At 65.2% G+C, this 13,237-nt stretch carries 12 protein-coding genes; 8 read left to right on the forward strand and 4 right to left on the reverse strand.

Annotated elements, in window-relative coordinates; all coding sequences use genetic code 11:
• Positions 1 to 46 precede the first annotated feature (46 nt).
• The 4 genes from aztB to AC1C2O_RS15405 all read left to right on the forward strand — a co-directional run bounded on the left by aztB (position 47) and on the right by AC1C2O_RS15405 (position 4,300).
• Entirely contained in the window at positions 47 to 904 is an 858-nt protein-coding gene (gene aztB / locus AC1C2O_RS15390; protein ID WP_495431316.1) for a zinc ABC transporter permease AztB, read from the forward strand.
• Complete coding sequence (locus AC1C2O_RS15395) at positions 901 to 2,103, forward strand: hypothetical protein (protein WP_495431317.1); 1,203 nt, start codon at positions 901 to 903, stop codon at positions 2,101 to 2,103. The genes aztB and AC1C2O_RS15395 overlap by 4 nt, the downstream gene beginning before the upstream one ends.
• Positions 2,100 to 3,017 carry a metal ABC transporter solute-binding protein, Zn/Mn family gene (locus AC1C2O_RS15400; RefSeq protein ID WP_495431318.1) on the forward strand — a complete coding sequence of 306 codons (918 nt, stop codon included), beginning with the start codon at positions 2,100 to 2,102 and terminating at the stop codon, positions 3,015 to 3,017. The genes AC1C2O_RS15395 and AC1C2O_RS15400 overlap by 4 nt, the downstream gene beginning before the upstream one ends.
• A gap of 74 nt (positions 3,018 to 3,091) precedes the next feature.
• Positions 3,092 to 4,300, forward strand: a complete 1,209-nt coding sequence (locus tag AC1C2O_RS15405) for a hypothetical protein (RefSeq protein WP_495431319.1) — start codon at positions 3,092 to 3,094, stop codon at positions 4,298 to 4,300.
• Positions 4,301 to 4,362: 62 nt separating this feature from the next.
• Here the strand turns inward: AC1C2O_RS15405 and AC1C2O_RS15410 are convergent, their stop codons facing one another.
• The 4 genes from AC1C2O_RS15410 to AC1C2O_RS15425 form a co-directional block, all read right to left on the reverse strand.
• Positions 4,363 to 5,685: a TRAP transporter large permease gene (locus AC1C2O_RS15410; RefSeq protein WP_495431320.1), complete on the reverse strand. Its 1,323-nt coding sequence runs from the start codon at positions 5,683 to 5,685 to the stop codon at positions 4,363 to 4,365.
• 1 nt (position 5,686) lies between these two features.
• Complete coding sequence (locus AC1C2O_RS15415; RefSeq protein WP_495431321.1) at positions 5,687 to 6,277, reverse strand: TRAP transporter small permease; 591 nt, start codon at positions 6,275 to 6,277, stop codon at positions 5,687 to 5,689.
• A gap of 141 nt (positions 6,278 to 6,418) precedes the next feature.
• Positions 6,419 to 7,459, reverse strand: a complete 1,041-nt coding sequence (locus AC1C2O_RS15420; RefSeq protein ID WP_495431322.1) for a TRAP transporter substrate-binding protein — start codon at positions 7,457 to 7,459, stop codon at positions 6,419 to 6,421.
• Positions 7,460 to 7,604: 145 nt separating this feature from the next.
• Complete coding sequence (locus AC1C2O_RS15425; RefSeq protein ID WP_495431323.1) at positions 7,605 to 8,702, reverse strand: LacI family DNA-binding transcriptional regulator; 1,098 nt, start codon at positions 8,700 to 8,702, stop codon at positions 7,605 to 7,607.
• Between the two features lie 78 nt (positions 8,703 to 8,780).
• Between AC1C2O_RS15425 and AC1C2O_RS15430 the strand changes: the two genes are divergently transcribed.
• The 4 genes from AC1C2O_RS15430 to manD all read left to right on the forward strand — a co-directional run bounded on the left by AC1C2O_RS15430 (position 8,781) and on the right by manD (position 13,225).
• Positions 8,781 to 9,047, forward strand: coding sequence for a hypothetical protein (locus AC1C2O_RS15430; protein WP_495431324.1), 267 nt, complete (start codon positions 8,781 to 8,783; stop codon positions 9,045 to 9,047).
• Between the two features lie 76 nt (positions 9,048 to 9,123).
• The gene (gene uxaC, locus AC1C2O_RS15435; protein WP_495431752.1) at positions 9,124 to 10,530 is read left to right on the forward strand and encodes a glucuronate isomerase; all 1,407 of its coding nucleotides are present in this window, start codon (positions 9,124 to 9,126) and stop codon (positions 10,528 to 10,530) included.
• 14 nt (positions 10,531 to 10,544) lie between these two features.
• Positions 10,545 to 11,966 (forward strand): mannitol dehydrogenase family protein, encoded by a 1,422-nt coding sequence (locus AC1C2O_RS15440; RefSeq protein ID WP_495431325.1) that lies wholly within the window; start codon positions 10,545 to 10,547, stop codon positions 11,964 to 11,966.
• Between the two features lie 20 nt (positions 11,967 to 11,986).
• Positions 11,987 to 13,225: a D-mannonate dehydratase ManD gene (manD, locus tag AC1C2O_RS15445; RefSeq protein WP_495431326.1), complete on the forward strand. Its 1,239-nt coding sequence runs from the start codon at positions 11,987 to 11,989 to the stop codon at positions 13,223 to 13,225.
• Positions 13,226 to 13,237 lie beyond the last annotated feature (12 nt).

Genomic DNA, 13,237 nt, shown 5'->3' on the forward strand with positions numbered 1-13,237 from the left:
ATTGCAAATGAAAATCATTCTCAATAACCTGCTACAGTCACTCACTGTGTCCTCCTTGCTTGATCCATTCACCGTCTCCTTCGTGCAGCGTGCACTGCTGACCGGCGCGCTCGTCGCGGTGATCTGCGCCGTTGTCGGCACCTGGGTCGTGCTCCGTGGGATGGCGTTCCTCGGAGAGGCCATGGCGCACGGAATGCTCCCCGGCATCGCCGTCGCGACGCTGCTCGGCATTCCGCCGATTCTCGGCGCAGCGGTCAGCGCCGCCGGCATGTCCGTAGGCATCGGCGTACTTCAGCGGCGGGGACGACTCTCCGCCGACACCAGCATCGGACTGCTCTTCGTAGCCAGCCTCGCGCTCGGCGTGATTGTGATCTCTGCCTCGCGCAGCTTCGCGACGGATGCGACAGCCATCCTGTTCGGCGATATCCTCGCTGCCGAACCGTCAGACATACTCACGCTCGCAATCGTGGCCGTCATCACGCTGACTGTCGCAGTCGTAGGCCACCGCTCGTTCGTTGCAGTGACCGTCGACCCGCGGCAGGCGCAGCTGCTGGGGCTCCACCCCCGGATCGCGCACGTGCTCCTGGTCGGACTCATCACACTTGCCGTCGTCGCGGCCTATCAGGCCGTCGGCTCGCTGCTCGTCGTCGGCATGCTGCTCGGTCCTGCCGTCGCCGCAGGGCGTTGGGCCACGCGCATCCCCTCGACCATGGCACTCGCCGCACTCATCGGCACCGCGTCCGTCGCCATCGGTCTCCTCGTCTCCTGGCACGCAGGCACCGCCGCCGGCGCCACGATCGCCTTCGTCGCGATCCTGTCGGCCGCAGCGTCCGCTGCGCTCCACGGGCTGCTGTCAGCCCACATCACCTGGCGCCGTCGCGCCCTCACCGAAAAGACCGCATGAAATACCGTGCCGCCGGAGTATCCGGCATCCTGCTGCTCGCCCTTGTCGGATGCGCTGCAGCCCCTGCCAGCTCCGACCCGTCGGCGGGCACCGCCATCGAGGACAGCCATGGCGAGATTGCGGGCGCGCACGAGCTCGCAGAACCCGCTCTGCATCTGACCACCGTGGACGCGGAGGGAACTGTGCATCACCTCGACCTCCTCGACGAAGAGTCCTCGGTCCTCGCCGAGATCGAGCCGATTGATGACCTCGTGACGGACGGGCGGTACCTCTTCGGCATACGGAACGGATCGGTGACCGTCATCGACAGCGGCGTCTGGACTTGGAGCCACATCGACCACTTCCATTACTACGAAGCGCCTTCGCACGTGATCGGAGAGATCGAAGGCAGCGGCCTCGCGACAGTGACCGCCGGAGAGACAGGCGCCGGCATCCTGTTCGACGATGAAGCCGTGCTGATCGACACTCCGGCGCTGGCCGAGGGGCAGATCGTTGAGGACTTCCGCATTCCTGTCGAGCCGCACGTGGGTCTCGTCAGTCCGCTGACCACTGGCGCGGTCATGACTGAGGCGGATGCCGAGGGAACGGCGCAGACGCTGCGCATCGTCGCCGCGGACGGAACAGCGGGGGACCCCATCCCGTGCGCGAACGCGGCGGGAAGCATCACGACGGTCGTCGGCGTCGTCATCGGATGTGCAGACGGAGCGGCGCTCGCCGTCGGTGGCGATCCCGAGAAATGGGAACGAGTTCCGTACCCCGTGGACGCTGCGCCGATGGCGACCGCTTTCGACGCGCGGAAGGCACGCCCGACCGTGGCCGCACTCGCAGGGGATGAGGGAGTGTGGCTGCTTGACACCCGCGAACGCAGCTGGACGTTCCACGATGTCGGGGAGGAGATCGTGCAGGTTGCAGCGGTTGATGATGAGGCGGAACGAGTGCTTGCCCTGGCTGCGGACGGCTCGGTACTCGTGCTCTCTGACGGCGAGATCGTCGCCAGGACCGCGCCTCTCGTCGCGGCATCCCTCGCTGACCCTGAGCTCGCGACGGGCGTGACCCTCGTCGTCGATCAGAACCGGGCGTATCTGAACGGTCCGGCAGAGAACGTGATGTGGGAGATCGACGCGGCCGACAATGCGCGCATCGCCCGCGTGTTCGAGTCGGCGACGTCGCCGTTGCGTCTCGCTGGGACAGGCCGATGAACCGCGTGCGCAGAATCACTGCTGCCGTGCTGGCGGCGGCAGCCGTCACCGTCGGCCTCGCCGGCTGCACTGGTTTTGTGATGGATGCCGACCGGCCACGCGTCTACGTCACGACGAACATCCTCGGCGACGTGGTCTCCGAGATCGCGGGCGATCAGTTGGAGGTCATCACGCTCATGGCGCCCGGCGCCGATCCGCACTCCTTCGAGCTTTCCGCGCAGCAGGCTGCTGGTCTGCGAGACGCAGAGCTCATCGTGGCGAACGGCCTCGGTCTCGAGGAGGGACTCGCGCAGCACGTCGACGCCGCAGCCGCGGAGGGCGTGCCCGTCGTGGCGGCGGGTGATCATGTCGAGGTTCTCGAGTACGCGGAGGGCGCAGGCCCTGACCCGCACTTCTGGACCGACCCTGCGCAGATGATCCTCATCCTCGACGCGCTTGCGCCGACACTCGCGGAGCTCGCCGGTGCGGGGCGGGCGGATGTGCTGGCCGCAGCGGCGGCATACCGGGAGGCTCTCGTCTCGATCGACGATCAGATGGCGCACGCGCTGGCGGAGATTCCGGCAGAGCGCCGCGCGCTCGTGACCAATCACCATGTCTTCGGCTACCTCGCTCGCCGGTACGACGTGACGCTGCTGGGGGCAGCCATCCCCGGTGGCACCACGCTCGCCGCACCCAGCCCCGCTGACCTCCAGGAACTCGTCGACGCGATCGACGCTGCCGGGGTCCGCACGATCTTCGCCGAGTCCTCGCAACCCGACCGACTCGTGCAGGTGCTCGCCGAGGAGGCCGACCGCGAGGTAGCCGTCGTCGAGCTCATCACCGAGTCACTCGCGCCGCCCGGAGAACCCGGCGACACGTACCTCGACATGCTGCGCGTCAACACCGAGCGCATCACAGCGGGCCTCAACCGCTGAACTCCGCCTGAACCCCCTTGAAAAGCCCCCCCTGAAACGACCACCGCCTGAAAGGGCGACACGAAAGGAACACAATGACACAGCTGAACCGAACCGCACGATTCGCGGCCGGCGCGGGAGTCACCGCGCTACTGCTGGCAGGGTGCAGTGCCCAACCAGCGGCGGAATCTCCGGGCTCCGCTCCGACCACCTCGGATGCTCCCGCCACTTCGGATGCCGCCGCAGACGGACCGCGCGTCGTGGTGGCCTACGCCGGAGGCGTGCTCGTCGTCGACGGTGAGACTCTCGAGGTGATCGATGACCTGCCGACCGAAGAATTCGTCCGGCTCAACGACGCGGGCGACGGGAGTCACGCGTTCGTGACCACGTCAGAGGGCTTCCAGCTGCTCAATGTGCGCGAGCCAGAGCTCACCGACCTGGTCATCGAGGCGGACGCCGCCGGACACGTCGTCCGACACGGAGGCAAGACCGTGCTTTACGACGACGCGACTAGCGACACCACCATCTTCGACACGGCATCCCTCGCCGATGTCGACGGCAGCCTGCCGGAGGCGCAGGTCATCGAAGGGGTCGAGGCTCACCACGGTGTATCGGTGCTGCTGGAGGATGGCACCTTCGTGACGACCGTCGGCGACGCGAGTGGCCGCACCGGCATCCGTGCCGTTGATGCCGCTGGCACTGAGATCGCGATCAGCGCCGAATGCCCCGGCGTTCACGGCGAGGGCACCGCGCAGCATGAGGCGGTCGTCTTCGGCTGCGAGAACGGCGCGCTCGTGTTCGACGACGGAGCGATCACCAAGCTCACCTCGCCGGATGACTTCGGCCGCATCGGCAACGCGTACGTTTCCGAGAACAGCCCGCTTGTCGTCATGGACTACAAGGATGACCCCGACCTTGAGGGTTACCTCCTGACGGACATCGCGCTGATCGACACCGAGGCGAAGACCCTCGAGAAAGCCGAGCTTCCAGAGGGGATCAGCTACACCTTCCGCGGCGTGACCCGTGTGGAAAATGGTGACGCCGTGCTTATCGGCTCCGACGGACAGCTGCACGTCATCGATCCGGCGACCGGTGCGATCACGGCATCCTACGACGCGATCGATGCCTGGGAGGGGCCCTCCGAGTGGCAGCAGCCGCACCCGGCGATTGCTGCTTATGACGACGTCGTCTACGTGACGGATGCCGCAAACAGCACGATCCTCGCGATCGATGCCACCACAGGTGAACAGCTTGCCGCTGCGGAGCTGCCGGAGGTTCCGAATGAGATGACCGTAGTCGGCTAGACGCAGCACTGAGGCTGTCGGCGAATGCGATGCAGTTGCCGACAGCCTCAGCTGGTCAACGCTCAGCGGATCAGGCCGAGAGTCTCCGGCAGCCACATCGACAGCGCAGGTACGAACGCGACGATGAACAGGCCGACCACGAGTGCCCAGAAGAACGGCCAGAGCCGCGCGATGACCTTCTCCAGGCGCACGTTCGCGACGCGGGCGGCGACAAACAGGTTGTTGCCGATCGGGGGCGAGATGTTCCCGAGGCACATGTTGAAGACCATCATCGCGCCGAAGTGGATCGGGCTGACGCCCATGGCGACGACGACAGGCAGGAAGATCGGCGTGAAGATCAGGATTGCCGGTGTCGGGTCCATCACGGTGCCGGCGAGCAGGAGAACGATCATGATGATGATCAGCACAACTACCACGTTGTCGGTGAATCCGAGCAGTCCCTCGGTCACCAGTTGCGGGATGCGAGCGAACGCGAGCACGTAGCCGAGGATGCCGGAGACGCCGATCAGAAGCATGATGATGCCGGTGACCTTGGAGGCCTCGAGGATGATCTTCGGCAGTTCCTTGATCGGCAGTGTGCGCTGAATCAGGCCGAGGAAGAAGCAATACAGTACGGCGATCACAGCGGATTCGGTCGCGGTGAAGAAACCGCTGAGGATGCCGCCGATGACGACGAAGATCATCAGCAGCGCGGGCAGTGCCTTCAGGAAGACGATCGTGACCTGTCCGAAGCTCGGGCGCACCGTTCCCTTGGGGAGGCGCAGCTCGGGGTGCTTGCGGGCGTAGAGGGCCACGACCACGATGCAGACCAGTGCCCAGATGAGGCCCGGTCCGATACCGGCCATGAACAGCGCGCCGATCGAGGTGCTCGAGACGAGCGAATACACGATGAAGGTGTTGCTCGGCGGGATCAGCATCCCGGCCGGTGACGACGCAGCGTTAACGGCTGCGGAGAATGCCGGGTCGTACTTCTCTCGACGCATCCGCGGTGTCATGACGGTGCCGATCGCAGCGGCAGAGGCGACCGAAGCGCCAGAGACTGCGCCGAACATCGTGTTTGCGACGATGGTGGTCTGCGCGAGCGATGCGGGCAGGCGACCGGCGACGACCTGGGCCAGATCGATGAGGCGGGCGGCGATGCCGCCGGTGTTCATGAGTCCGCCGGCGAGTATGAAGAACGGTATCGCGAGCAGACTGAAAGAATTGCTGCCCTGGAAGATCTTCTGGGACGCAGTGAATGTCGCACCCTCCCAGTCGCCAAGGAGGATGAAGATCGCGATTGCCGAGGGCAGGCCCATGGCTACGGCGACGGGCAGGCCGATGGCGATACCGATGGCGATGCCGGCGATCAGGACGATCGACGCGACGAGTGTGATGGTGTCCATGTCAGATCGCCTCGCTGATGTCGTTGGTGTCGGGGGTGGGATCCTCGACACCGGCGAGGAGGCCGATGATCTGCACGATGGAGTAGAAGAGGATGAGCACTCCAGCGATCGGCATGATCAGGTAGATCTGCCCGATTGTGAAGGGGAGTGATGAGAGGCTCTGCTGCCAGGAGTTCTGGGCGACGGCGATGCCGCCGATGATGAACACTGCGACGATGAAGAAGATCACGATGAGCTCGATCACCACAGCGGCAGCGCGACGTGCGCGCAGCGGGAGCTTCTCGATGAGGATCTCGACCGCGATGTGCCCTCGCTCGGAGAAGACATACGCCGCAGCGATCATCGCCAGGATGACGAAGCTGTACTGTGCGGCCTCCTGCGTCCACGGTGCGGTGTTGTTGAGCACCTCGCGGGTGAAGACCTGCCAGGCTACGATGACGACCAGCGCCACGAAGACGATGATGCACAGCCATCCGAGCAGTCGATCAACGCCCTTGCGGGCAGTGCCAAGCACAGCCATCAGGCCATGCCAGCGGGTGGCACCGGCCGGAGGGTTCGCCTCGCCGGCGTCATCGGGTGGGTTCGTGGTCACGGTGTCCTCCGTTCCGGCCTGACAGCAGGATGCTGTCGCCGATTTCGCACGTCGTCGTTGCGGGATGGAGCCTGAGCGGACCGGCGAGGACGCCAGGCGGTCTAAGCGACCGCCCTGCGCCCTCGCCGGGTGCGTCAAGTCTTACTCTGCAGCGCTGCGGATACTTTCGTAAAGAGCGATCTGGGAGTCCTCGGTGAGGAACTCGTCGATCAGGGGCTCGAGGGCTTCTGCGAAGGCCTCGGTGTCGACCTCGGCGAACTCGGCGCCGCCGGCCTCAGCATCGGCGATGGCCGTCTTGGTGTCGGTCTTCCACAGCTCGGTGTGGTGCTCCCATGCCGCGGTCCAGCCTTCGTCGAAGGCCGCGCGGTCCTCGTCTGACATCTCGGCGAGCGTGTCGCTGTTGATGATCAGGAAGTCCGCACCGACCAGGTGACGCGTCAGCGAGAAGTAGGGTGCGACCTCGTGGTGCTTGTTGCTGAAGTACGAGATCTCGTTGTTCTCAGCGCCGTCGACGACGCCGGACTGCAGACCGCTGTACACGTCGCCGAACGGCAACGGTGTGGGCGATGCGCCGAGGGCTTCGATCATCGCGAGGAAGACGGGGCTCTCCTGTACGCGGATCTTCTTGCCCGCCAGGTCAGCAGGCGTTTCGACGATGCCGTCCTTGGTGTAGATGCTGCGCTCACCCTGTGTGAGGCCGCCTACGACGGAGATGTTGTTGCTCTCCTCGAGCGATGAGTACACGTCGCCGACGATTTCTTTATCGTCCAGCACCGACATCTGGTGGTCGATGTTGTCGAAGACCTTGGGAAGGCTGAAGAGGACGAAGTCCTCGTTGAGGTTCTCCAGCTGCGGCGCCGAGACAATCGCGAGGTCGATGACGCCCTGGCTGACGGACTGCAGGTACTCGTCTTGGTTGCCGAGGGTGCTGTTCGCGTGCACCTCGATGTCCCAGCGGCCGTCGGTGGCCTCCTTGAGCTGCTCACCGAAGGCTTCGAGCGCGATGTATGAGGGGTGGGTCTCAGGCTGGTTAAGTGCCAGCTTCATGACGGTGGTGCTGGTGCTGCCGCCGTCGGCGCTGTCGCCGGCGTCGCTGTCGGCACCGGTGCCGGAGCATCCGGCCAGGGTGAGCGCTGCGATCGCGGTGGCCGCCATGAAGGCGATCCGAGTATTGCTTCGCATGAAGTTCTCCTTTGAAATGCTGTGAGTGTGGGGACAGCGGTCTGCAACGACCGGTTTTATACATTCATCCATCTGCATCGAGATCTTGGCAACCAGTTGCCATGCTTTGCCTCGCGCTCGTGATCGGGATGCTGATACCCCTGGGTCAGCTGTCGTCGTCGTCCGTGAACGCCGGACGGCCGCCGTTGGGCCAGTCGTTCGTCGGGTTCGCTGGCCCCGTGGACGCCCTGGTGACAAGGCGAGCGGGCAATAGTGCCGTCTTCAGCGGGCCTCCGGGCGACGTGCGCGGAATCCGAGGCGTGCCACGCAGATCATCAAGCAGCATCTGCACGGCGACGGCTCCGAGTTGGCGAAGGGGCGCGGCAACTGTTGTCAGCTGCGGGGTGCAGAAGTCTGCGCCGAAGATGTTGTCAAAGCCGACAACCGAGACGTCTTCAGGAATGCGTATGCCGAGACTCTGCAGTCCGCGCATTAGACCGATCGCGAGCAGATCGTTGTAGGCAATCACGGCCGTGCTCGGCGACGAGGTGAGTTCACCGGCTGCGGAGAGTCCGCCGGCCTGTGTCGGAGAGAAGGGTCCGATGCGTCGTGCGCGGAGCCCGAGCTCATGGCACGCCTCGCGCAGCGCCTGCCACCGGATGCCGTTGGCCCACGACGCGTCGGGGCCCGCGACGTACGTGATGCCGGTGTGTCCGAGTGTGCCGAGATGCTCGACGGCTCGGCGCATGCCGCGCGCATTGTCTGTCGCGACGCTGGCGATATCGCTCATCGAGCGGTTGAGCACCACTGTCGGGCGCTGCTTCGCGGCGACACGGATGGACGAGTCGGACATGCGAGAGGTGGCGAGCACAACGCCCTCGACCATGGGCAACACGCGGTCGAGCGCTTGTCGCTCGGCCTCGACAGATTCCTGCACATCGGCGACCAGCAGCGTGTAGCCGGCCTTGGTCGCTGCATCCTCCGCGCCGCGCAGCAGCTCGAAGAAGAAAGGGTTGGTCACATCGGCGACGATGATCGCGAGCAGCGAGGTCTTACCGGTCGGTAGCGCTCTGGCGAGGGGGTTGGTGCGGTAGCCCATGCCAGCGGCGATCTGTCTGATTCGCTCTGCGGTCTCGGCGTTGACGCGGCCAGGGCGAGAGAACGCCCTGGATACGGTGGAAGGTGCGACTCCGGCGGCTTTGGCAACGTCGTAGATCGTCGGGCGCGCTTTGCGCCCGGCGTCGGTAGAGGGCTCCTCAGTCATGCCGTGAGCCTAGGTCAGCTATGCAACTGATGGCAACCGATTGCTGCTTTGTTGCCGCGAGGACTGAATGGAGTTGTCATGAACTACGACAGCGCTGAGCGCACGACGATGAGGACCCGCGTGAACAACGACGACATGCTTGCTGAGGCCGAGATGGCAGAGGCAGAACTGGGCAGGCTGGGCCTCGGCCACGTGCGGGTCCGTGCCCACGGAGAGCTCGCGTGCCTTGACGTTCCGTTGAACGAGATTCCGGTGCTCACCGGTGATCCGCTGCGCTCCGAAGTGCTGCGTGCAGTGCGCGGAGCCGGATTCGAGCGCGTCGCCGTACACATCGACACGCAGTGACATCATGACCGAACCGCTCCACGGCCACATATGGCAACCGGTTGACGTCCGCGCAGACCGTCTGAATTATGGAGGGATGCCAGTGCCGCTCGAACTAGACGATGACCGCCTTCTGCCTGTGGACCCCGCAACCAGGGCGGTCGCACGCGACCTCTATGCCTTGGTCGCCGATCTGCCGATCATCTCTCCGCACGGGCACGTGGATCCTGCCATGCTGCTCGATGATCTGCCCTTCTCCGACCCGGCCGAGCTGTTCATCACCAAGGATCACTACGTCACGCGGCTGTTGCATGCCGCGGGTGTCGACCTCGCTTCTCTTGGCGCAGGCAGCACGAAAGGCGCCGACCCGCGCTCGGTGTGGCGACTGTTCGCCGAGAATTGGCATCTGCTGGCGGGCACGGCATCCGGCTACTGGCTCACGCACGAGCTCGTCACCCTCTTCGGGATTGACGTCGAGCCGTCTGCCGAGACAGCGGACACCATCTACGACGCAATCGCGGAGCGGCTGGCCGAGCCCGAATACCGGCCTCGTGCACTATTCGAGAAGTTCGGCATCGAGGTGATGGCCACCACTGACGATCCGATGGACGACCTGGCCGTGCACGCGGCGCTCGCCGCCGACGAAACCTTCACCGGACGCGTGTTGCCGACCTTCCGCCCTGACGCGTACCTCGACCCGTCGGCTGCAGGATTCCGTGAGCGGATCGAGCGGCTAACGGCATCCAATGGCAGTGCACCGGACGATTTCCAGGGCTATCTCGCCGCTCTCGAAGCGCGCCGCGCCCACTTCATCGCCCACGGTGCGGTCTCGGCAGATCACGGTGTCATCGATCCGTACACTGTCGATCTCAGCGATGACGACGCCGCCACGCTCTACCGCCGCGCGGTCGCCGGCGAGTTGGGTGCTGCCGGTGCCCGCGAGTTCCGTGGCAACATGTTGCTGCGGATGGCGGGGATGAGCGCGCGTGACGGTCTCGTCATGACCATCCACCCCGGCGTGTACCGCAACCATTCCTCGGCGACGTTCGAAGGGTACGGCGCGGACACTGGACACGACATTCCGCTGACGACGACGTACACGCAGAACATTCGCCCACTGCTCGAGAAGCACGGGCTGGAGCCGAACCTCCACCTCATCTTGTTCACCGTGGATGAGACGGTCTACTCGCGTGAGATCGCTCCGCTCGCGGGGTTCTATCCCAGCGTGTTCATCGGAGTGCCCTGGTGGTTCCTGGATGCTCCGGATGCTGTGCTCCGCTTCCGTTCGGCCGTGACGGAGACCGCCGGCTTCTACCGCGGCTCCGGCTTCATCGACGACACCAGGGCGTTCCTGTCGATCCCCGCCCGTCACGACATGGCCCGCCGCCTCGATGCCGCTTTCCTCGCGCGATTCGTCGGCGAAGGACGCCTGTCTCGTGCGCAGGCCGAGCGCATTGCGGTCGACCTCGTGACGACCGTGCCGCGAAAGGCCTTCAAGCTGTGACCGACTCTCAATCAATGACCGGTACCGTCACCTCCGGGCTCGACCGCGCATCGGCCTCTGCTCGCACTGGGCGCGCGTTCGATCGCGCGCCGGTGCGCATCGTGCATCTCGGCCTCGGCGCTTTTCATCGCGCACATCAAGCCTGGTACACCGACGTCGCCGACGAGGCGAACGAGTGGGGAATCCGCGCGTTCACCGGGCGCAGTGCGACCGCCGCGGAAGAACTCGCGGCCCAGGACGGCCTCTACTCGTTGATCGAGCGTTCCGGTGCTGGTGACAGCATCACGCTCATCGACTCCATCGTCGATGCGGTCGATGGAGCCCGTGTCGATGTCCTTGCTGCAACACTCGCCGACCCAGCAACAGCGCTGGTCACCCTCACGATCACCGAGGCGGGCTATGCGGTGGATGCCGAGCATCGCCCCGACCTGAGCAACCCCGTGGTCTCGGACGACGTCGACTGGCTGCGCTCGAACCTGGGTGCGGATGTGCTTGACCTGTCGACGGCGCCTCGGACGGCACTCGCCCGACTGCTGGTCGGTCTCGAGGCCAGGCGTCGTTCGGATTCCGGACCGATCGCCGTCGTCTCATGTGACAACCTTCCTGGCAACGGCGAGCTGACCCGGAAGGCGCTGACCTCGTTCGCAGAGCTGGCCGGAGCATCCGACACCCTCGCGTACCTCAACGCGCACGTGAGCTTCCCCTCGACTTCGATCGACCGCATCACGCCCAAGACGACATCCAGTGAGATTGCGCTGGTGCGCGAGCAGACCGGATGGGACGACCGCAGCCCGGTCGTCACCGAGCCCTTCCACGACTGGGTGATCAGCGGGGAGTTCCCTGCAGGACGGCCGAAGTGGGAGAAGGCTGGGGCGCGCTTCGTCGACGATATTGACCCCTTCGAGCGTCGAAAGCTGTGGCTGCTCAATGGCTCGCACTCGTTCCTCGCCTACACGGGTGCTGCTCGCGGCCACGAGACAGTGGCGCAGGCGATTGGTGATCCGCAGATTCGTGCCTGGGTGGGTGAGCTGTGGGACGAAGCAGCACGCCATCTCACCGAGCCTCACCTCGGCATAGACGACTACCGCACGGCTCTGCTGGAGCGGTTCGACAACGCTCGCATCCAGCACCTGCTTGCGCAGATCGGCCAGGACGGCACCACCAAGCTGCGAGCCCGCATCCCCGAGGTGCTGTTCGCAGAGCGTGCTGCCGGCCGTGAAGGCGCGGCATGTATCCGCGTGCTCGCAGCCTGGGTTGCGGGTGCGTTGGACGGCCGGCTTCCGGCAGACAGCAATGGCGCCGCAGTGGCGGATGCCGCCACACTGGATACATCGGCGGCAGTGCCAGCGCTGCTGGCGCTGATCGATCAGCGCCTCACCGAACCTGAGATCGTGGCAGCGGTCACCAACGCCGCTGCCGAATTCGCACAGAACTGATGAACACCACTGGAGGACCCATGATCATCGACAAGGCTGAAGTGATTGTCACCAGCCCAGGCCGGAACTTCGTCACGCTGCGTTTGACGACGGATGAGGGGCACGTCGGCATCGGCGATGCGACGCTCAACGGTCGCGAGCTCGCAGTCGTGAGCTACTTGAAAGACCACGTGGTGCCGTTGCTGCTGGGCAAGGATGCGCACCGCATCGAGGACACCTGGCAGTTCCTTTACCGCTCGGCGTATTGGCGTCGGGGTCCGGTCACGATGGCGGCCATCGCCGCGGTCGATATGGCACTGTGGGACATCAAGGGCAAGGCTGCCGGGATGCCGGTGTACCAGCTGCTGGGCGGCGCGAGCCGCACCGGGCTGATGGCATACGGCCACGCCTCTGGCAAGGAACTGCCGGAGCTGTTCGACTCCATCCGCGCGCATCAGGAGCAGGGGTACCGTTCGATCCGCGTGCAGACCGGCGTGCCGGGGCTGAAGGCGATCTACGGGATCGCCTCGCAGGCCGCGGACACCGGCGACGGCAGCATCCGCTACGACCACGAGCCGGCACGTCGTGGTGCCACGCCCACGGAAGAGGACTGGGACACGCGGGCATACCTGCGCACCCTGCCCGGCGTATTCGAGGCGGTGCGCAACGAGTTCGGTCCCGAACTGCCGCTGCTGCACGACGGACATCACCGGATGACGCCGATCCAGGCGGCGCAGCTTGGCAAGTCGCTGGAGCCGTACGACCTCTTCTGGCTCGAGGACTGCACGCCGGCCGAGAACCAGGAAGCACTGCGCCTGGTTCGCCAGCACACGACGACGCCGTTGGCGATCGGTGAGATCTTCAACACGGTCTGGGACTTCAAGGACCTGATCAGTGAGCAGCTGATCGACTACGTCCGCGGTGCGGTGACGCACATGGGTGGAATCAGCCCGTTGAAGAAGACGCTGGACTACGCGGCGCAGTACCAGATCAAATCCGGTATGCACGGACCGACGGACATCTCCCCGGTGGGGATGGCTGCGGCGATGCATCTGGGCTTGAGTATTCACAACTTCGGAATCCAGGAGTACATGCAGCACTCCGCAGCGACGGATTCGGTGTTCCAGCAGTCGTACACCTGGGAGAACGGCATGCTTCACCCCGGCGACCAGCCAGGCCTTGGCGTCACTCTGGACGTCGACGAAGCAGGCAAGTACCCGTACGAGCAGGCCTACCTGCCCTACAACCGCCTCGCCGACGGAACAGTGCATGATTGGTGAATGGGCATGATT

Source organism: Microbacterium sp. Y355 (genome assembly GCF_059445345.1).

Coding starts and splice junctions, on each gene's coding strand:
- AC1C2O_RS15395 (WP_495431317.1), top strand. CDS start 901: ATGAAATACCGTGCCGCCGGAGTATCCGGCATCCTGCTGCTCGCCCTT.
- AC1C2O_RS15400 (WP_495431318.1), top strand. CDS start 2,100: ATGAACCGCGTGCGCAGAATCACTGCTGCCGTGCTGGCGGCGGCAGCC.
- AC1C2O_RS15405 (WP_495431319.1), top strand. CDS start 3,092: ATGACACAGCTGAACCGAACCGCACGATTCGCGGCCGGCGCGGGAGTC.
- AC1C2O_RS15410 (WP_495431320.1), bottom strand. CDS start 5,685: ATGGACACCATCACACTCGTCGCGTCGATCGTCCTGATCGCCGGCATC.
- AC1C2O_RS15420 (WP_495431322.1), bottom strand. CDS start 7,459: ATGCGAAGCAATACTCGGATCGCCTTCATGGCGGCCACCGCGATCGCA.
- AC1C2O_RS15425 (WP_495431323.1), bottom strand. CDS start 8,702: ATGACTGAGGAGCCCTCTACCGACGCCGGGCGCAAAGCGCGCCCGACG.
- AC1C2O_RS15430 (WP_495431324.1), top strand. CDS start 8,781: ATGAACTACGACAGCGCTGAGCGCACGACGATGAGGACCCGCGTGAAC.
- uxaC (WP_495431752.1), top strand. CDS start 9,124: ATGCCAGTGCCGCTCGAACTAGACGATGACCGCCTTCTGCCTGTGGAC.
- AC1C2O_RS15440 (WP_495431325.1), top strand. CDS start 10,545: ATGACCGGTACCGTCACCTCCGGGCTCGACCGCGCATCGGCCTCTGCT.
- manD (WP_495431326.1), top strand. CDS start 11,987: ATGATCATCGACAAGGCTGAAGTGATTGTCACCAGCCCAGGCCGGAAC.